Consider the following 18,676-nt stretch of genomic DNA (forward strand, 5'->3'; position numbering starts at 1 on the left):
CTTGGAGACACTTGACCATTGCAGCTTCCGGTGGCTGTATCTCCCGATAGTAGCTGGATAACAGGTCATGAATCAGGCGACCCCTTTTCCTTTCCAGAAAATGACCCGAAAGGCGGCGCCAGGCACAGCTGTCTGGAAAAATTTCTAAAAAATAATCCCTCCAGCGATTGACAGTGGATCTCCAAACTCCGCAAATCCCCTTTAGACGTTCCAAGGTTGCATCCGGATTTTTTCCCTGACGAATGGCGGTGAGCAACAAAATCACAGGAGCCCAATACACCCGGCGGTCCCAAAACCTGACCGATGGAGGCATGACGCGCCGGCGGCATCCTTCGCGCCCGCAGCAAAGGCTGTAACGAAGCTCAAAGAGTGTTTCAAGATCTGGAGGGCCGCCACGCGGTTTACGCCAGTAGTTGGCATAGTGCAACGGTCCCCCACAATAGGGCAGCGGCGTTCTTTGGTTTGCCTCGCCAGATCCAAGTCAATTTGATGAAGAAGAGAAAATAATGATTGTTGAGTAAGCACATATAGTGATATCATGGTCCCGCCATTGGTTAATGTGGCAGGAGCCCTCTATCAACGCATCAGCCAAGAAACGTGAGGGGGCTCCTTTCTTTTTCCCTCACTTTTCTGGACCATTTTTGCAATATTTTCCATCATTTTTTGAGTCTGCACTCAGATACTGTTGGTTTGAAACGGTACGGAAAGGTCTGCCAATCGGGGATATGCGATCAGCCAAACATTGTGACTGTATCGATAATTTCCCCTTTCAAGGAGAATCCAGTGGTTACCCGGTTGAAGTTCAGTTTTTCCGGGACTGCCCGCTCCCCGGCCTTGGCTTTCACTATATCAGCCTCCTTACTTTAAGATATTTCGAATGATAACTTCGAAATATCTTAAAGTAAGGGCGCAAATATCGGTGAATTACATGGTGTCGTCCTGGGGATTCCCGTTCCGGGCCGCGGTATTGGCCAGTTCATCACAGCGTTCGTTCAAAGGATTGCCGCTGTGACCCCGGACCCAGACAAACCGCACATTCAGGGATTGAACCAGGGGCAGCAGCTGTTTCCACAGGTCCGGGTTCAGGGCCGGCTGGCCGTTGGACCGTTTCCAGCCTCTTTTTTCCCATCCTGCGGCCCATCCTTTGGTCAGGGCATCCACCACATACCGGGAGTCCGAGTGCACCACCACGGGGGAGACCGTTCCCTGAAGCGCTTGAAGGGCTTTGATCACGGCGGTCATCTCCATGCGGTTGTTGGTGGTGTGCCCGTAGCTGCCGGACAGTTCCTTTGCCGGGGTGTCCGGATGTTTCTGGATCACCACCCCGTATCCGCCGGGTCCGGGATTGCCGATGGCGCTGCCGTCCGTGTACACCACAATGGTGCCCTCAGGCCAGTCATTGTCAGTACCTGAGGGGCCGTTGTTCCGGGATTTTTGACTGGACGCGGTTTTTTTTCTGCCGGTTCCCAGGACCGGGTCCGCCAGAAAGGCCTCAGCTTGTTCCCGGGTTTTAAAGCTTTTGTAAACAGCCCCGGGAAATCCTTCCACCTGGGCTTTGGCCTCAGGCCAGGTAGTAAAAATGCCGGTGGTGCGACCGGTGGCGACAGCATAATATTTCATGCGGCGCACTATAGCGGCTTTGTTTCACCCTGTAAAGTCCCGGCAGGCATGAAAAAAATCATCGCCATGGGCTGGCAGTGCCGCTGTTTTTATGGTATTGCCGAAATAATAAAGACAATACCCGGCACCGATGCCGGCAGACACAGCAAGGAGCAGGGAAATGATTCATTCAGGCGCCATTCAGTCGCAGCGGCCTTATATGCGGATATTGAGCGATGACCAGATATTCGAGATCCGCCGGGCCGCCTTTGATATCATGTACAGTGTGGGGTTCCGGGTGCTCCATGACGGGGCCCGGCAGATGCTCAAAAAAGCCGGGGCCGTGGTGGCGGGTGACCATGTCCGGGTGCCGGAGTTCATTGTCAAGCAGTGCCTGACCACGGCACCCAACGGGTTTGTCCTGTATGACCGGCACGGAAACCGGGCTTTGGAAGTGGAGGGGCGGAAAAGCTATTACGGCACTTCCACTGGCAGCCCGCGAACCAAGGATGCCCGGACCGGTGAGATCCATCCCACCACGGTGGCGGATATCAGCATCGGGGCAAAGGTGGCGGATGCGTGTGAAAACATTGACTGGGTCATGCCCATGGGATCGTGCCAGGACGTACCTGCCATTGCTGCGGACCTGTACGAGTTTGAGGCCGTGGTGACCCACACGGTCAAGCCCATTGTGTTCATCGGGTATTCCGGCCGGGGCACAGAACTGGTGCTGGAAATGGCGGCCCAGGTGGCCGGCGGTATGGACAAACTGCGGCAGAAACCGTTCCTGGCCCTGTATCCGGAACCGATTTCTCCTTTGGTGCAGCCGGAAGAAACCGTGGACCGGATCTTTGCGGCAGCCGATTATTTTATTCCCCAGGTGCCGGGACCGGCCGTGCAGATGGGGGCCACGGGCCCCATGACCATGGCCGGGGTGGTGACCCTGATCACGGCGGAATCGTTGATGTGCCTGGTCTTGGCCCAGCTGCGCCAGCCCGGATGCCCCGTGTGTCTGAGCGGCAATGTCCAGATCCTGAACATGTCCACCGGGGTGTTTGGTGTGGGATATCCGGAGATGAGTCTGGGAATCTCGGCCCAGGCGGAAGTGGCCCAGTCGTTTGATCTGCCCACCTGGGGATATGCCGGGTGCACGGACGCCAAGGGGGTGGATGCCCAGGCCGGTCTGGAAAGCGGATTTTCCATCATCACCCAGGCCCTGGCCGGGCTCAACCTGATCCATGACGTGGGGTATCTGGACCAGGCCATGGTGTGTTCCGCAGCCCAGCTGGTGCTGGGCAACGAAGCCGTGGGCATGGCGAAAAAATTCATGAAAGGGATCCGGGTAGATGCCGCAACCATTGCCCGGCAGGTGATCGGGGATATCGGGCCCGGCGGGCATTTTCTGGCCCACCGCCATACGGTGGATCATTGCCGCACGGCCGTGTGGGGATCAAAATTGCTGGCCAGAGAACCCTATGAAATCTGGCAGGAAAAAGGGGAAAAAGATATGGCACAACGGATCCAGGATCGGCTGGCCGATATTCTGGATCACCACAAGGTGCCGGGGCTGCCCGAAAAAGTGCTGGCAGCCATGGCAGAGATCCGGGAAGCCGGGGTAAAGGAACTGACTGCTGGTTGACAGGAGAAAACATGATGACCCGAAAATTGCCGAAATCCCCGGAGCCGTCCCTGGAAAATCTGGAAAAACTGGACGGCATGGCCCGGCGAATTCTCTCAGAGATCGGTATCCGGATCTTAAGCCGGCCGTATCTGGATCTTTTGTCGGAAAAGGGAATATCCATGAAAGCGGACCGGGCCGTGTTTTCTCCGGATCAGGTGGATGCGCTGCTGGGCAGCGCCCCGGCACAATTCACCCTGCACGGTATTTCACGGGAACATGACATGATCTTGGGAGATGGATCGTCCAGCCTGGCCCCGGGTTATGGATGCGCGTCCGTCATGGATCCGGACGGCAATATCCGAAATGCTATTTTCCAGGATCATGTGGATTTTTTGAAACTGGTACAGGTCAGTGACCTGTTTCACATTAACGGCGGGATCCTGGCCCAGCCTTCGGATGTGGCTGCTAAGGTCAGTCACCTGGCCATGATGTATGCGGCCCTGATCTATTCGGACAAATGTGTTTTCGGCATTCCGGGCCGCCGGGAGCACATGGAAGATATCATGGCCCTGGCGGCCATCCGCACGGGCGGGAAAACGCCGCTGGTCCAGACGCCCCGGGTGCTTACCATGATCAGCCCGGTGAGCCCGCTCCAGGTGGATGACACGGGGCTGGCAGCCCTGGATGTGGCGGGAAAATACGGCCAGCCCGTGATCCTGTCCCCGGGGGTGGCGGCCGGCACCACGGGTCCCATTGATCTGGCCGGCAATGTGGCCATGGCCACGGCTGAAGCGTTAGGACTCATCTGTCTGGCCCAGGCCCTGCATCCGGGTACCCCGGTGATTTTCGGAATCCAGTGCTATGGGTCGGACATGAAAACCGGTAATATTTCCATCGGGTCCCCGGCCTATGCGCTCCAGGCAAAATACTGTGCGGCCCTGGCCCGGTATTACGGGGTGCCCAGCCGGTGCGGAGGATCGGTCACTGATGCAAAAAGCCTGTCCGCCCCGGCCGGGTATGAGAGCATGCTGTCCATGTTCACGGCCCTTCAGAACCAGGTGAGCCTGATCGTGCACAGTGCCGGCATTCTGGACAGCTTTGCCGCCATCTCTTATGAAAAATTCATCATGGACCTGGAGATCATCCAGATGATCCAATTCTATATGGATGACATGACCGTGGATGACACCACCCTGAATTTCGATCTCATTGAATCCGTGGGGCCGGGGGGGTTGTTTCTCACCACCATGGACACCATGAAAAAATGCCGGACCCATACCTGGAACCCATCCGTGGCGCTGCGGGGGCACCTGGCCGGCATGTCTCCCCAGGAAAAACTGCTGAAAAACATCCAGGATACCCGGGACCGGATGCTGGCCCGGTATGTGCCCCCAGAGATCGATCCCGGGGTGTTGAGGGCCATGAATACCTTTATGCAAAAAAAAGGGGTGGACCCGGATGACCTGCCCCTGTATCATTGATTGATACGTAGTCCGAATTCAGGGATCGCAGGTGAATCAGACGCCGGCCGGACACTCATTGACAGGGAGATACCCATGAAACAGACCATGAAAGCGATTGTCAAGGCAAAACCGGAGCAGGGACTGTGGCTCCGGGAAGTACCCGTGCCGGAGATCCGGCACAATGAGGTGCTGATCAGAATCTTGCGTACCGCCATCTGCGGCACGGATGTGCATATTTACAACTGGGATGACTGGGCCGCAAAAACCATTCCCGTGCCCATGCATGTCGGCCATGAGTTTGTGGGTACTATTGAAAAAATAGGATCCCATGTGACGGACTTCAAAAAAGGGGATCTGGTGTCCGGGGAAGGGCATCTGGTGTGCGGCCACTGCAGAAACTGCCTGGCCGGCAGGCGGCATCTGTGCAAAGACACCCAGGGGGTGGGTGTGAACCGGCCCGGGGCCTTTGCCGAATTTCTGGCCATTCCCGTGACCAATGTGTGGTATTGTGATTCAAAAATTCCTCTGGAAACCCTGGCCTGTTTCGATCCCTTAGGCAATGCCACCCACACGGCCCTGTCCTTTGACGTGCTGGGGGAAGATGTGCTGATCACGGGGGCCGGCCCCATCGGGTGCATGGCCGTTTCCATTGCCCGGCATGCCGGGGCCAGGTATGTGGTGGTCACGGATGTCAACCCTTACCGCCTGGATCTGGCAAAAGCCGCCGGGGCCGATCTGGCCCTGGATGTCACCCGGCAAACCATTGCGGAAGCCCAGAAAACACTGGGCATGAAGGAAGGGTTTGACGTGGCCATGGAGATGTCGGGCAACCCCTCGGCTTTGGCAGGGATTTTGGACAATATGTGCCACGGGGGGAAAATAGCGCTGCTGGGGATCATGCCGGACCAGACCCCCATCGACTGGAACAAGGTGGTGTTCAACATGCTCACCATCAAGGGGATCTACGGCCGGGAGATGTATGAAACCTGGTACAAGATGACCTCCATGATCCAGACCGGCCTGGACATCACGCCTTTGATCACCCACCGGTTCGCCTATACCCAGTTTGAAGACGGGTTTGAGGTGATGCGCTCGGGCAGATCCGGCAAAGTGATCCTGGACTGGACCCGGACCCAGTAATTTTTTTGGGTTGGAGCGGGTTACCACGAAGGACACGAAGATCACGAAGATGGGAGAATGAGTTATCTCCCTTCGTGTCCTTCGTGATCTTCGTGGTGCAATAAAAATAGAGACTGAAATGAGGCATGACCTCAGAAAATAAAACAGGAGAAGGACAGATGAGTACAGATAAACTGGACAGCAGCCTGGAACTGGAACTGGCGGCCCTGAAAGAAGAAGGCCGGTCCAAATCATCGGAACGGATCATTCAGGGATATGTGCCGCCGGAAAAAGACCGGGGGCCCCGGTATCAACTGGTGGGCTCGGACCAGGCATACATGCGGTTCAATTCCAATGCCTACCTGTCGTTGTCCAACCATCCGGAGCTGATCGAGGCGGCGGACCGGGCCACCCGGGAATTCGGGGTGGGGCCGGGAGCCGTGCGGTTCATTGACGGCACGTTTATCCATCATGTGGGCCTGGAGGAACGCATTGCCGGATTTGTGGAAAAGCCGGCTGCTAAAATCTTTAACTCCGCCTACACGGCCAACTGCGGACTGGCTTTGGCTATTTCCGGTAAAAACACCCACTGGATCGGGGATCAGCTCAACCACAACTCCATTATCCGGGCCATGCGTATCAGCAATGTGCCCAGTGAGAACAAAGGCATTTTTCGGCACAATGACATGGCGGATCTGAAACGCTGCCTGGATGCCGTAAGCCCGGACATGGACCGGGTGGTGGTGATTTTTGACGGGATTTTCAGCATGAGAGGCGATTTTGCCCCCATCAATGAAATCGTGGAAATCTGCCGGGAGTATGAGGAAAAATTCCGGGACGGGGTGATCACGGTGGTGGATGACTCCCATGGTATCGGGGCCTTTGGAAAGACGGGCCGGGGAACCCCGGAATATGCCGGGGCCTGGCCGGATGTGGTGGTGGGCACCTTTGGCAAGGCTTTTGGTGTCAACGGCGGGTTCATTGCCGGCAGCCGGACCCTGATCGAGGCGGTGCGGCAGAAGGCGGATACCTACATCTACACCAATCCGTTGAGTGTGGCGGATTGTGCCGCAGCAATCAAGGCCCTGGAAATCTGCGACAGCCCGGAAGGACAGGCCCTTCTCACACATCTGGCCGCCCAGACAAAGCGGTTCCGCAAAGGCCTGGATCGCCTGGGCCTGGAATCCATTGACGGTCCCCACCCCGTGGTGCCGCTCATGGTCCGGGATACCGCGAAAACCCATGAACTGGTATCTTATCTGTATGACCACGGGGTCCTGGTGGTGGGACTGACCTTTCCCGTGGTGCCCAAAGGGGATGAGACCATCCGGTTTCAGATCAATGCCTGCCATACACCGAAGGATATTGATCAGGTTCTGGACCTGCTGGGGGCTTTTTTTTCAACTCCTTGAAACCGGGGTGAAATCAGTGTAGAATAGAAAAATTGGCCCGGCAGTCTGAACCTGACCCGGGTATGATTCACCCAATTTTGACAAGGAGAACAACAGCATGGAGCCTGATAAATTCAGAGAATCCAGACAGGAAATAAACCGCATGTGTAAAAATGTGCATGCGCTGATCGACCAGAAGGCCTTGGAAGAGTCCAAACAAGGGTATGAAAAGGTGAATGAACAGTTAAAGATTCTTAAACCCCAGGCAGAAGGTGAGATCCAGAAACGGTCTGTCAAAAATCTGGGGATCAAGCTGAAAAACCTGTCAACCTTGATTCATAAATTAAAGCCCAAACCCGGTGCCCGAAAAGCCGGCAAAACAGGTATTGTCTGGGATGAGGCCCGTCTGGCTGAACTGAACCCCGTGTTTCTGGAAAAAATATTGCACAATATCGGGACAGATGAAAATGCCACCGTGTGTCTGGGCACCACGGGAAAAGGCATCCGCCCCAATTATCAGATCCATTTCAGTGACAAGACCCTTACGGCATACAGCGGTGCCAGTCACAAACCCAACCAGAAACCCGGTGCCGACCACACGAAAAACATTTCTCCGCCTTTTTCCAGAGCCATCATAGAAACGGCGCTCACGCAAAACAGCCAGAAAGAACAATAATCCATGAAAAAAATCGTGCTCATATGTTTAATATGGAGCCTGTGTTTGGTGGCACCGGTTCCCGGGTATGCTCAAGATATCTCCCCCCGGACCCAGCTTGAAGCCGGTATCGATGCCATTCTGGCTGTTTTAAAGGATGACGCGTTCAAAGGGGAGGCCAACACGGCCCGTCGGCGGGAGGCCCTGCGCAAAAAAATATATGAACGGTTTGATCTTGAAAAAATGTCCCAGTTCAGCTTGGGCCGCCACTGGCGGGGGAGGACGGATGAAGAGCGACAGACGTTTGTGGAACTGTTTTCCCGGCTTCTGGAAGAAACCTATGTGGGAAAAATCGAGTCATATACAGATGAACAGGTCGAGTTTGTCAAGGAACAGGTCCGGGACGACAAAGCCCAGATCGATACGAATATTATCACGGATTCCATTGAAATTCCCATTGATTACCGGATGTACCGGACCGAGGCCGGTCAGTGGATGGTATATGATATTGTGGTGGAAGGGGTCAGTCTGGTGGCCAATTACCGGTCCCAGTTCGCCCGGATGCTGGAATCGGATTCTTTTGAATCAATGATTCAGGAGCTTGAGAAAAAAACAGCGTCCAATGGATGATCTGCTCATCATTTTCTAACATTCTGCTCATCATTTGTTAAACAATTCCTTGTAAAAAAGGGGTATTTTCACGGTCAGTTCAGTGAATAACCCCTTTTTTTATTGCAAGGTGATCATGTCTAGTTCCAATTTGCTGCTGGTACTGCTGATGCTTACAACGGCCGGATATTATCTGGGTCGGAAAAAAGCAGTTGCCGTGGCACAAGCCACGGGCAAAGGACAGCAGATACTGCACTCCAGACCCACCTACTACGGGGCACTGGCTGCTTTGTGGTGTGCTGTTCCGGCCCTGGCCATATTTGTTTTCTGGCAGGCCTTTGGACCCACGGTGATCACCCAGCTGGTGGTTGCGGGGTTGCCGCCCGATCTTCAGGCCCTGCCTTCCGACCGTCTCGGGCTTTTGATGAACGATGTCAAAAACCTGGTGCATGGCAACATTATATCCGGTGATATCAGTGTTGCCATCCGGGCGGCAGCCGATCATTACACCCGTCTTCAAACCCTCAGTCATGCCGCATTGGCCGTGCTGGTCCTGGTCGCGGGGATTGCCGGAATCCTTTGGATCCAAAAAAGAATCACCCCCGTGCTGCGGGCTAGAAATCATGTGGAATCCCTGGTGAAATATCTGCTGGTGGCCTGTGCCTCCATCGCCATTTTCACCACCATCGGGATTGTGCTGTCTGTGCTGTATGAAGCGATCCGGTTTTTCAAAGTCATTCCAATCCATGAGTTTTTATTCGGCCTGGACTGGAGTCCCCAGATGGCCATCCGGTCGGACCAGGTGGGATCTTCCGGGGCGTTCGGCGCCATCCCCGTATTCATGGGGACCCTGCTCATCTCGGCCATTGCCATGTGTGTGGCCGTGCCCATCGGGCTGATGTCCGCTATTTATCTGTCGGAATATGCAGACAAACGGGTCCGGGCCGTGGCCAAACCCCTGCTGGAGATCCTGGCCGGGATCCCCACGGTGGTGTATGGATTTTTTGCGGCCCTGGTGGTGGCGCCCATGATCCGGAACGCCGGGGTCACCCTGGGGCTGGACGTATCATCGGAAAGTGCCCTGGCGGCCGGCCTGGTCATGGGAATCATGATCATTCCCTTTGTGTCTTCCCTGTCCGATGACGTGATCAATGCCGTGCCCCAGTCATTGCGGGACGGGGCGCTGGGCTTAGGTTCCACCAAAAGTGAAACCGTTCGCCTGGTGGTGCTGCCCGCCGCCCTTCCGGGCATTGTGGGCGGGGTGCTGCTGGCCGTGTCCCGGGCCATCGGCGAGACCATGATCGTGGTCATGGCCGCCGGCCTGGCTGCCAACCTGACCGTGAATCCGTTGAAAACCGTGACCACGGTGACGGTCCAGATCGTTACGTTGCTGGTGGGGGACCAGGAGTTTGACAGCCCCAAGACCCTGGCGGCTTTTGCATTGGGCCTGCTCCTGTTTGTCATCACCCTGATTCTGAATGTCATCGCCCTGGTGGTGGTGCGAAAATACCGAGAGCAATATGAATAATCTTATCCAAAATCAGCGGACCGCCCGGACAATGGATATCGTGAATCAGGGCCTGGCCCGGCGGTATCGGGCGGAAAAAAGGTTCCGGCTTTACGGCATTGTTGCCATTATTTTATCCATGATTTTTCTGGTGTTTCTGTTTATCAGTATTTCAGCCAATGGGTACACGGCGTTTCAGCAGACCTTTGTTCGACTGGATATCCATCTGGATCCCGAAATACTGGATGCCGGGTCTCTGGCTGATGCCAATTACCAGGGCCTGGTCAAACAGTCTTTGGCAGACATGTTTCCGGAAGTGACAACCCGCAGGGAAAAACGGCAGCTCTATGGCATGGTCAGCAACGGGGCTGCGTATCAGCTCCAGGATTATGTGAGAAAAAATCAGAACAAAATCGGGTCCGTGATCCAGATCTGGGTGCCGGCGGATGATGACGTGGACATGGTGATCAAAGGTCATATTCAGCGGGACGTGCCGGAAGCGGAACGCCGGGTGAAAGACAATCAGCTGTCCTGGATCGATGAATTCCGGGAACAGGGACGGCTGGAAAAACGGTTCAACACCACCTTTTTTACGGCCGGAGATTCCCGGGAGCCGGAACTGGCCGGTATTAAGGGGGCCGTAACCGGGTCTTTTTACACCCTGATCGTGACGTTGCTGCTGTCATTTCCCATTGGCGTGGCCGCTGCCGTGTATCTCGAGGAATTTGCCCCCAAAAACCGGTGGACCGATATCATCGAGGTCAATATCAACAATCTGGCGGCCGTGCCGTCCATTGTCTATGGGCTGCTGGGTCTGGCTGTGTTCCTCAATTTTTTCGGCCTGCCCCGGTCCGTTCCCCTGGTGGGGGGACTGGTGCTGACTTTGATGACGCTTCCCACCATCATCATTGCCAGCCGGGCCGCTTTAAAGTCCGTGCCCCCTTCCATCCGGGAGGCGGCTTTAGGGGTGGGGGCGTCCAGAACCCAGATGGTGATGCACCATGTGCTGCCCCTGGCTTTGCCGGGCATGCTCACAGGTACCATCATCGGCATGGCCCAGGCGTTGGGAGAAACCGCGCCGCTGCTCATGATCGGCATGGTGGCCTTTATCGTGGACATTCCCGGCGGATTCACAGATCCGTCCACCGTGCTGCCCGTGCAGATCTTTTTATGGGCCGACAGTCCGGAACGGGCGTTTCTGGAAAAAACATCCGCCGCCATCATGGTGCTGCTGGCGTTTCTGGTGACCATGAACGCTCTGGCCGTGTTTTTGCGCAAAAAGTTTGAAAGAAGGTGGTAAGCAAGTGTGAAATAAAAAGAATGTGAATGCATGTGTGATTTAATTTATCGTTTAAAGGAGAAACAAATGAAAAAAATGTTGATTGCAAGTCTGGCCCTGGTATTTGCCCTGGGCATTGGTAACGTTGGTGCGGCATCCCGGGATTATATCTCCATTGTGGGATCCTCCACGGTGTACCCGTTTGCCACAGTGGTGGCGGAAAATTTCGGCAAAGCGACCGGCTTCAAAACCCCGACCATTGAATCCACGGGATCCGGCGGCGGGCACAAATTGTTCGGCGCCGGCGTGGGCGTTGAATATCCGGACATCACCAATTCCTCCCGGCGGATTAAAAAATCGGAGTTTGACGCAGCCGCAGCCAACGGGGTAACCGAGATCGTTGAGGTGAAAATCGGGTATGACGGGATTGTCATTGCCAATTCCAACAGAGCCCCGCTGTTCAAGCTGAGCCGCAAGGATATCTTTCTGGCCCTGGCCAAAGATGTGCCTTCCGGAAACGTGGCCGGTAAAACCATGCCCAATCCCAACAAAACCTGGAAAGATGTGAATTCCTCTCTGCCGGACATCAAGATCGAAGTGCTGGGGCCGCCGCCCACCTCCGGTACCCGGGACGCGTTTGTGGAACTGGCCATGGAGGGCGGTGCCAAAAAATTTGCCTGGATTGCCGATCTGAAAGGCCAGGACAAAAAAGCCTACAAAGCCCTGTGTCACACCATTCGTGAAGACGGGGCCTATATCGAGGCCGGTGAAAACGACAACCTGATCGTTCAGAAACTGGATACCAATCCCGATGCCCTGGGCATTTTCGGGTTCTCTTTTCTGGATCAGAACGCGGACAAGCTTCAGGGCGCACTTGTGGACGGCATTGCCCCGGAGTTTGAAGCCATTGCGGACGGCAGTTATCCCGTGTCCCGGCCCCTGTTTTTCTATGTGAAAAAAGCCCATGTGGACAGCATTCCCGGGATCCGGGAATATCTGGCTGAGTTCACCAGTGAGAAAGCCTGGGGAGACGAGGGATATCTGACGGACAAAGGCCTGATTCCCATGCCTGAAGCGGAAAGAAAACAGTTCCGCCAGGCCGTTGAAAATCTGACCCCGCTCTCTGCTTCCGATCTGTAATCTCTATCCAGTTTTTTACTGATTACCGGGCAGGTGCGTTAGGCATCTGCCCGGTTTTCTTATGGTATGATTTGGGGCACAGGCCGTAAGCTACCGGTCAATATTCTTTGCCCCGGATAATGGTGATGATCAGCCACAATCCGATCACGGCGGAAATCAGATACCCGGCCATGCCCAGGGCCGGGTATCCGAAGAGCAGCGGGCCCACACCCGTGGTGATGATCATGGAGGATCCCATGATCATGGCGCCTAAAACAATGCCCAGGGTCAGGCGGTTGAAGCTGCTTTCCAGAGCTTTCTGCAACGGATTCAGATTCTTGTGATCAAATCCGATGGTCACGTCATCGTGTTCGATTTTTTTCAGGATGGCAGATACCGTCTGGGGCAGGTGCTGCTGCAGGCCCCACATGGCAGATACATTGCTGCGCAGCCGCTGCCAGATATAGCCTTTGGAATACTGCCGGGATACCAGCCGGTGCACATGGGGTTTGGCTTCTGAAATCACATCCAGCTCCGGGTAGAGCATCCGGGCCGTGCCTTCCACGGTGATCAACGCCTTGATAACGATGGACATGTCCGGCGGCAGCCGCAGGGCATGGGATTTCAACACCCCGACCAGGTCTTCCAGCAGCGATCCCACCCGGATCTGTTTCAAGGGTAAAGACAGATACACATCCATGATCTCCATCAGATCTTTTTCCAGTTGGCGGGCATTGACGCTTTTGCGGGCTGTGGCAATGCTCAGCACCATCTGTGCCAGTTTCCGGCTGTCGTTGTCTACCGCAGCCCGGATGAAAAACAGCAGATCGTTTCTTTCCTCCGGTGTGAGCCGGCCCACCATGCCCCAGTCCATGAGACACAAGCGCTTGTCAACAGTGATCACCATATTGCCCGGATGGGGGTCTGCATGATAAAACCCGTGTTCCAGGATCTGAAGTACAGCCGACTGCATCCCGCTTACGGCAAGGGCTTTGCGTTCTTCCGCCGGCAGATCCATATGAGACGTGATTTTGGTTCCCTTGATAAATGCCGTGACCAGAACTTTAGGGGTGTTGTATTCAGTGAACACGTCCGGGATGACAATGTCGGAGCCTGATTCAATTTTGGATTTGGCAATCTGGATATACCGGCCTTCCCTGGAAAAATCCATCTCCTTGAGCAGGGTGCGGCGGTTGGTTGCCACAATCCCCGGGAGATCATATACCTGCATGCTTTCCATGTTGTTGTGAATTTTTTCAGCCAGAACCTCCAGAATACTCAGATCGGTTTCAACGGTTTTGACAATGCCCGGCCGCCGGATTTTCACAGCCACCACCCGGTTCAGGGTCGGGTGGATTGCCTTGTGCACCTGGGACAAAGATGCGGCTGCCAGCGGTTTTGGATCAAAGGATCGAAACAATTTTTCCAGCGGGGTATCAAACTCCTGTTCCAGCACCTGCTTGACCTCGTCAAACGAAATGGTTCCCACGGCATCCTGGAGTTTTGTCAGCTCCCGGATCATGGGCACGGGCAGTATATCGGGCCGCATGCTCAAGATCTGCCCCAGTTTGACAAACGTGGGACCCAGTTCCTCGATGACCATCCGGATGCGCTGGTACACATCCGTGTCTGTATCGGTTTCAGGCGAGATAGTGTGTACCAGATGTTTCACGGGCAGGTCCAGGCGCTGAACCAGGTCCCCAAATCCGAATCTGGCCATGATCATGGCCATGTCCTTTAACCGGGCCAGATGGGTGAATGTTTTGAATTCCATAAAAGGGTCTTCTTTTTGCAATGGGATTGTCAATATGGGTTGCTATTCCATGGGCACTTGATCTAAAATATTTTCAACCAATGAAAGGAGGTTGAACATGTTGTACTCAGGGCATTTTTCATTTGATGAGATCACCCCGTCCGGCATGGAACGACACGGCTATTTTACCTGCCTGGTCAAGGCCGGCACCCCGGAACTGGCACTTCAGAATTTTAAACAGCGCATCCAGATCATCAAAGAAGATATCAAAGATCCGCTTTTTAAAGATATTCAGGTCGTTTATGTGGAAGATATCATCGAAATCGCGGACAGCCCGGAAGAGGCGGTCGTGACCCGGTTTCAATCCTCTGACGGGCCGTTTCCCAAATCCAGAAGCTGTGCTCTGCCCCTTTCCGATACAACGGATATCAAGGCGTATCAATGGGTGCCGGAATCCGATTTTTCAACGGATCAGAAAGAAGCAACCGGTGAATATAAGGAAGCGGTCCCGTTTCTGCAGTTTTGAACCTATCTGTTTCGTTCATAAGTGCCCATCAGTTCGGCATGGAACAGAACATGGCCGGCCAGGGCTTTTTCCACGTCGGCTTTGGTGCTTTTGTCAGGCAGATCCAGCCGGGTATCCAGGGCGAACACCTTGAAGAAATACCGGTGCTCCCGATCCGGGGGGCAGGGTCCGAAATATCCGGTTTTTCCGTTGGTGCCGATACCGGGGGTGCCGTCGGGTTCCGTGTTTTCTTCAATGGTGCTGGTATCCGGCGGCATATTGAATACCACCCAGTGATCCCACATGCCGTCTTCCCGCAGATGTCTGGGAACATCCGGGTCATCCATGATCAGCACCAGGCTTTCTGCTTCATGGGGAACCCCGGTGATCTCCAAAGGCGGGTTCACATTATCGCCGTCACACGTGTAAATGGACGGAATTCTTTCTCCCGGTTTGAATGCGGAACTGGTCAGTTTCATGATAACCTCCCATGGGTTTGAAAAGGGTCAACACTTTGACGATATCCGTCGTGACATTTTACTCGTTTATTCTATGCATATCCGCTTGTTTCGTCAATGGAAGATTGTTCCCTTTGGGCTGTCTCTGTTTGGCACCTGGCATCATACTGTGGGCGTAGGCGTGACACTTATCTCCATGCTGATTTTCTGGGCATGGTTTGCCATCATAATGAAAGGCTGATATGAATCATATCTTTTCTTCCGTGTTTGTCGTTGATCGGCGGTACTATCCCACCGACCTGTTCGAAACCAAGCTGGATCAGGTGCAAAAGGCTGATCCCAAAGGGTATCAGCGGATCCGGAAAACCATTGACCGGTTGCTGGTCGATCCGTCCATCTCAGACGGCAAGATGAAAGGGGTCTACCACGGGCGGCTCAAAAAATATGTGGGCCGCCGGGACTACCGGCTCATTTACTACTGGTGCGAACGGTGTCTCAAGGAAAACAAGCGGTTGCACTGCGGCCCCATCCCCAACAACAGCGTGATCTTTTTTGATCTGTATCATAAAAAAGACAAAAAAAAGCTGAAGCAGCTGGCGTAGGAGACAGGGCCATGGATTGAGCCGCCTTATCCCGGAGAGAAAAAAGACCGCAGGGTATCCACCCCGTCTTTGACGGCTTTGGCAGATGCATCCAGCGCCGTTTTTTCCGCATCCGTCAAAGGCAGTTCCAAAATTTTTTCCACCCCGTTTTTTCCCAGCAGGGCAGGTACCCCCAGAAACATATCCTGGTACCCGTATTCTCCCCGCAGATAGGCGGACACCGGCACCACCCGTTTTTCATCCTTGATGATGGCTTCCACCATCTTGGCAACCGAAGCCCCGGGCGCATAAAACGCGGACCCCTGTTTAAGCAGGGATACAATTTCCCCCCCGCCCGTGCGGGTCCGGTCAATCAGTTTTTCAAGATCCTCCGGCCCAATCAGTTCCGTGACCGGAATGCCGTTTACCCTTGTATATCGGGGCAAAGGCACCATGGTATCCCCATGACCGCCTAAGACCATGGCCATGACATCCCCGGGCCACACGGTGAGTTTTTCTGCGATAAAGTACCGGAACCTTGTGGCATCCAGGACCCCGGCCATGCCCATGACCCGCTTGAGGGCAAATCCCGTTTCCTGGAGCGTGGCCATGGCAATGACATCCAAAGGATTGGACACCACCACCACCACGGCATTGGGGGCGTATTCGGCAATGGCCTGGGCTGCTTTTTTGGCGATATCCACGTTGATTTTCATCAAATCCATGCGGTCCATGCCCGGTTTCCGGGGAATTCCGGCGGTGAGGATCACCACGTCCGAATCTTTGATGTCTTGATAATCATTGGTGCCCAGGATGTGTACCTGGTAATTTCTCATGGGTGCGGCATGAAGATAGTCCAGTGCCTTGGCCTGGGGAAGTCCTTTTACCACATCCACCATCACGATGTCGGCCAGGTTTTTTTCCGCAATATAATACACGGCGGTGGCGCCCACGTTTCCGGCGCCGATAATGGATACTTTAGGCATGGGTGTCCTCCTTCAGGGTTTCCTGGATGGTCCGGGCACTTGTTTTCAGGGTCTGGATCTGGCTGTCGTCCAGTCGGGGTTCCAGTATGCTGGAGGCGCCGGCACGATTGATGACGCAGGGCAGGGACAAGGCTGTTTCCGTGATGCCGAACTGGCCGGACAGTATCCGGGACACGGACAACACCCGGCCCGTGTCATGACAGATGGCTTCAGCCAGGTCTGCGGCCACGGCCGACGGCCCGTAATAGGCGCTGGCCCGGCCGGCCAGTTCCACGATCAGGCCGCCGGCCTGACGGGTCTGATCGAACAAACGGTCAATGGTTTCGCGGGATAGAAAATGTTCAACAGGTACCCCGGACACGCAACAATAGTCGTGCAGGATGATCATGTCATCGCTGTGTCTTCCCACCACCTGGGCCGCCACATTTTCCATGGAAACGCCCAGCTCGTCTGCAATGAGAAACCGCAGCCGGGTGGCATCCAGAATGCCTCCCAGGCCCATGATCTGTTCCGGGGGCAGTAATGAATGCCGGGCAAACAGCGTGGTAAGCAGGTCCACGGGTTCAGAGACAATGATGACCCGGGTGTCCGGCCGGGTGATTTTTTTGGCATAGTCGATGATGATCTCTTTGTTGGCCTGAAACAGGGCATCTCGATCCATACCGGGTTTGCGTACGGCCCCGGCCGTGATGATGACGATATCCGCATTCAGTCCATCCTGTGGATCATTTGTCCCTGAAATGACCGTGCGGTATCCCCGGATAGGGGCGGCTTCCATCATGTCCAGGGCTTTTCCCTGGGCCAGACCGTCCTGAATGTCGAAAAGGGTGACATGGTCCACCCCTTTTTCCGCCAGGAAAAAAGCGGTGTTGGCCCCGACGTTGCCGCTGCCGATGATTCCGATCATGAAAACCTCCTTGTCAATGTTAGGGTTGATGCGATTAACGTAAGCTGATATCCTCATCATTGTCAATCCCAATAATATCTTTGGCACAACTCGTGCAATGATGGTGAATAATTAGGTTTAATGCAATTTGCAGGCCTGAAATGAATGAAATTTAAATGAAGGAGTGCCCATGAAACGCATATTGATCACCGGGGCCTCAGGGTTTGTCGGCAAGCATCTGGTCCGACATTTTTTGGATTTTGACTGGCATGTGACCGGGCTGGGGACTTCCGATGCGCATCCTGACATCCAGGCATCTGACCGTTTTGAGTGGGTATCAGCCGATACCACCCGGCCGGGCTCCTGGCAGGACCATGTGGCAGATGCAGATGTCATCATTAATCTGGCAGGTCGTAATATTTTCAAACGCTGGACAAAGACTTATAAACAGGCCATTTATGATTCCCGGATCCATACCACCCGCCATCTGGTGGAAGCCATGGTGCCTGACAAACCCGTTGATTTTTTAAGTACCTCTGCCGCGGGTATTTATGGAGATGCCGGAGAACGGGAACTTGCCGAAGATGCGGCCCTGGGCAGCGATTTTCTGGCCGGGGTGTGTAAAGACTGGGAAGGAGCCGCGCTTGCTGCGGAAGAAAAGACCGGCGCCCGGGTGCGGATCATGCGGTTCGGTGTGGTGCTGGGGGACGGCGGGGCCTTGTCCGTGATGTCTCCGGCATTCAAATGGTTTGCCGGCGGGCCGCTGGGAAGCGGATACCAGTGGTTTCCATGGATTCATATCGATGATCTGGTCAAGGCCATGAATTTTTTGATTCAGACACCGGATTCCTTTGGAATCTACAACATGGTGGGGCCCAAACCCGTGCGGCAGCGTGCGTTTGCCAAAGCCCTGGGACAGGTCCTGCATCGTCCTGCCGTGATGCCTGCACCTGGATTTATGGTGAAACTGGTCATGGGTGAGTTGGGGGCTTCGCTGCTCAACAGCCAGAAGGCCGTGCCCAGGGCGTTGATGAACCAAGGGTTTGCCTTTTCCTATCCGGATGTTGAATCCGCCCTGGCCGCCATATTCGGCAATCCCGTCCCAGCGTGAGAAAATCCGGCTTCAGGTTAAAAGGTATTTGCCT

General features: G+C 54.8%; 18 protein-coding genes. 12 read left to right on the forward strand and 6 right to left on the reverse strand.

The window, feature by feature from the left end; translation table 11 throughout:
- A partial coding sequence (locus DPO_RS26340; protein ID WP_083912140.1) for a hypothetical protein occupies positions 1-427 on the reverse strand: 427 nt, incomplete at its 3' end.
- Between the two features lie 497 nt (positions 428-924).
- The gene (rnhA, locus tag DPO_RS23005; RefSeq protein ID WP_006968784.1) at positions 925-1,620 is read right to left on the reverse strand and encodes a ribonuclease HI; all 696 of its coding nucleotides are present in this window, start codon (positions 1,618-1,620) and stop codon (positions 925-927) included.
- A 160-nt stretch (positions 1,621-1,780) separates the two neighbouring features.
- On the opposite strand from rnhA, the gene DPO_RS23010 reads away from it, so the two are divergent.
- From DPO_RS23010 to DPO_RS23050, 9 genes are all read left to right on the forward strand, one after another.
- Complete coding sequence (locus tag DPO_RS23010) at positions 1,781-3,238, forward strand: trimethylamine methyltransferase family protein (RefSeq protein WP_006968785.1); 1,458 nt, start codon at positions 1,781-1,783, stop codon at positions 3,236-3,238.
- Positions 3,239-3,249: 11 nt separating this feature from the next.
- Positions 3,250-4,701, forward strand: a complete 1,452-nt coding sequence (locus DPO_RS23015; RefSeq protein ID WP_006968786.1) for a trimethylamine methyltransferase family protein — start codon at positions 3,250-3,252, stop codon at positions 4,699-4,701.
- A 75-nt stretch (positions 4,702-4,776) separates the two neighbouring features.
- The gene (gene tdh / locus DPO_RS23020) at positions 4,777-5,823 is read left to right on the forward strand and encodes an L-threonine 3-dehydrogenase (RefSeq protein WP_006968787.1); all 1,047 of its coding nucleotides are present in this window, start codon (positions 4,777-4,779) and stop codon (positions 5,821-5,823) included.
- Between the two features lie 158 nt (positions 5,824-5,981).
- The gene (locus tag DPO_RS23025) at positions 5,982-7,214 is read left to right on the forward strand and encodes an aminotransferase class I/II-fold pyridoxal phosphate-dependent enzyme (RefSeq protein WP_006968788.1); all 1,233 of its coding nucleotides are present in this window, start codon (positions 5,982-5,984) and stop codon (positions 7,212-7,214) included.
- A 97-nt stretch (positions 7,215-7,311) separates the two neighbouring features.
- Positions 7,312-7,869 carry a hypothetical protein gene (locus DPO_RS23030; RefSeq protein ID WP_006968789.1) on the forward strand — a complete coding sequence of 186 codons (558 nt, stop codon included), beginning with the start codon at positions 7,312-7,314 and terminating at the stop codon, positions 7,867-7,869.
- Between the two features lie 48 nt (positions 7,870-7,917).
- Positions 7,918-8,478 (forward strand): MlaC/ttg2D family ABC transporter substrate-binding protein, encoded by a 561-nt coding sequence (locus DPO_RS23035; protein ID WP_236610037.1) that lies wholly within the window; start codon positions 7,918-7,920, stop codon positions 8,476-8,478.
- A 115-nt stretch (positions 8,479-8,593) separates the two neighbouring features.
- On the forward strand, positions 8,594-9,985 hold the full coding sequence (gene pstC / locus DPO_RS23040; RefSeq protein ID WP_006968791.1) for a phosphate ABC transporter permease subunit PstC: 1,392 nt from the start codon (positions 8,594-8,596) through the stop codon (positions 9,983-9,985).
- Positions 9,978-11,264 carry a phosphate ABC transporter permease PstA gene (gene pstA, locus DPO_RS23045; protein ID WP_040012294.1) on the forward strand — a complete coding sequence of 429 codons (1,287 nt, stop codon included), beginning with the start codon at positions 9,978-9,980 and terminating at the stop codon, positions 11,262-11,264. Before pstC ends, pstA begins: the two co-directional genes overlap by 8 nt.
- 66 nt (positions 11,265-11,330) lie before the next feature.
- Positions 11,331-12,383, forward strand: a complete 1,053-nt coding sequence (locus DPO_RS23050) for a PstS family phosphate ABC transporter substrate-binding protein (RefSeq protein WP_006968793.1) — start codon at positions 11,331-11,333, stop codon at positions 12,381-12,383.
- A 97-nt stretch (positions 12,384-12,480) separates the two neighbouring features.
- Here DPO_RS23050 and DPO_RS23055 read toward each other — a convergent pair whose 3' ends face one another.
- Positions 12,481-14,136 carry an ABC1 kinase family protein gene (locus tag DPO_RS23055; protein ID WP_006968794.1) on the reverse strand — a complete coding sequence of 552 codons (1,656 nt, stop codon included), beginning with the start codon at positions 14,134-14,136 and terminating at the stop codon, positions 12,481-12,483.
- A 97-nt stretch (positions 14,137-14,233) separates the two neighbouring features.
- On the opposite strand from DPO_RS23055, the gene DPO_RS23060 reads away from it, so the two are divergent.
- Positions 14,234-14,641: a hypothetical protein gene (locus DPO_RS23060; protein ID WP_006968795.1), complete on the forward strand. Its 408-nt coding sequence runs from the start codon at positions 14,234-14,236 to the stop codon at positions 14,639-14,641.
- A 2-nt stretch (positions 14,642-14,643) separates the two neighbouring features.
- Here the strand turns inward: DPO_RS23060 and DPO_RS23065 are convergent, their stop codons facing one another.
- Entirely contained in the window at positions 14,644-15,099 is a 456-nt protein-coding gene (locus tag DPO_RS23065) for a YbhB/YbcL family Raf kinase inhibitor-like protein (protein ID WP_006968796.1), read from the reverse strand.
- A 221-nt stretch (positions 15,100-15,320) separates the two neighbouring features.
- Here DPO_RS23065 and DPO_RS23075 point away from each other — a divergent pair, with 221 nt between their 5' ends.
- Entirely contained in the window at positions 15,321-15,680 is a 360-nt protein-coding gene (locus DPO_RS23075; protein WP_006968797.1) for a type II toxin-antitoxin system RelE family toxin, read from the forward strand.
- 26 nt (positions 15,681-15,706) lie between these two features.
- Here the strand turns inward: DPO_RS23075 and mdh are convergent, their stop codons facing one another.
- Together mdh and DPO_RS23085 are read right to left on the reverse strand one after the other, a co-directional pair.
- A complete protein-coding gene (mdh, locus tag DPO_RS23080; RefSeq protein WP_006968798.1) occupies positions 15,707-16,645 on the reverse strand; it encodes a malate dehydrogenase in 939 nt (312 codons plus the stop codon).
- Positions 16,638-17,552 (reverse strand): malate dehydrogenase, encoded by a 915-nt coding sequence (locus tag DPO_RS23085; protein WP_006968799.1) that lies wholly within the window; start codon positions 17,550-17,552, stop codon positions 16,638-16,640. Before DPO_RS23085 ends, mdh begins: the two co-directional genes overlap by 8 nt.
- Before the next feature lie 169 nt (positions 17,553-17,721).
- Here DPO_RS23085 and DPO_RS23090 point away from each other — a divergent pair, with 169 nt between their 5' ends.
- Positions 17,722-18,642, forward strand: a complete 921-nt coding sequence (locus DPO_RS23090; RefSeq protein ID WP_006968800.1) for a TIGR01777 family oxidoreductase — start codon at positions 17,722-17,724, stop codon at positions 18,640-18,642.
- The last annotated feature ends 34 nt before the right edge of the window (positions 18,643-18,676 follow it).

Source organism: Desulfotignum phosphitoxidans DSM 13687 (genome assembly GCF_000350545.1).
GTDB classification, from domain to species: Bacteria; Desulfobacterota; Desulfobacteria; order Desulfobacterales; family Desulfobacteraceae; genus Desulfotignum; species Desulfotignum phosphitoxidans.

Coding starts and splice junctions, on each gene's coding strand:
- rnhA (WP_006968784.1), bottom strand. CDS start 1,620: ATGAAATATTATGCTGTCGCCACCGGTCGCACCACCGGCATTTTTACT.
- DPO_RS23010 (WP_006968785.1), top strand. CDS start 1,781: ATGATTCATTCAGGCGCCATTCAGTCGCAGCGGCCTTATATGCGGATA.
- DPO_RS23015 (WP_006968786.1), top strand. CDS start 3,250: ATGATGACCCGAAAATTGCCGAAATCCCCGGAGCCGTCCCTGGAAAAT.
- tdh (WP_006968787.1), top strand. CDS start 4,777: ATGAAACAGACCATGAAAGCGATTGTCAAGGCAAAACCGGAGCAGGGA.
- DPO_RS23025 (WP_006968788.1), top strand. CDS start 5,982: ATGAGTACAGATAAACTGGACAGCAGCCTGGAACTGGAACTGGCGGCC.
- DPO_RS23030 (WP_006968789.1), top strand. CDS start 7,312: ATGGAGCCTGATAAATTCAGAGAATCCAGACAGGAAATAAACCGCATG.
- pstC (WP_006968791.1), top strand. CDS start 8,594: ATGTCTAGTTCCAATTTGCTGCTGGTACTGCTGATGCTTACAACGGCC.
- pstA (WP_040012294.1), top strand. CDS start 9,978: ATGAATAATCTTATCCAAAATCAGCGGACCGCCCGGACAATGGATATC.
- DPO_RS23050 (WP_006968793.1), top strand. CDS start 11,331: ATGAAAAAAATGTTGATTGCAAGTCTGGCCCTGGTATTTGCCCTGGGC.
- DPO_RS23055 (WP_006968794.1), bottom strand. CDS start 14,136: ATGGAATTCAAAACATTCACCCATCTGGCCCGGTTAAAGGACATGGCC.
- DPO_RS23060 (WP_006968795.1), top strand. CDS start 14,234: ATGTTGTACTCAGGGCATTTTTCATTTGATGAGATCACCCCGTCCGGC.
- DPO_RS23065 (WP_006968796.1), bottom strand. CDS start 15,099: ATGAAACTGACCAGTTCCGCATTCAAACCGGGAGAAAGAATTCCGTCC.
- DPO_RS23075 (WP_006968797.1), top strand. CDS start 15,321: ATGAATCATATCTTTTCTTCCGTGTTTGTCGTTGATCGGCGGTACTAT.
- mdh (WP_006968798.1), bottom strand. CDS start 16,645: ATGCCTAAAGTATCCATTATCGGCGCCGGAAACGTGGGCGCCACCGCC.
- DPO_RS23085 (WP_006968799.1), bottom strand. CDS start 17,552: ATGATCGGAATCATCGGCAGCGGCAACGTCGGGGCCAACACCGCTTTT.
- DPO_RS23090 (WP_006968800.1), top strand. CDS start 17,722: ATGAAACGCATATTGATCACCGGGGCCTCAGGGTTTGTCGGCAAGCAT.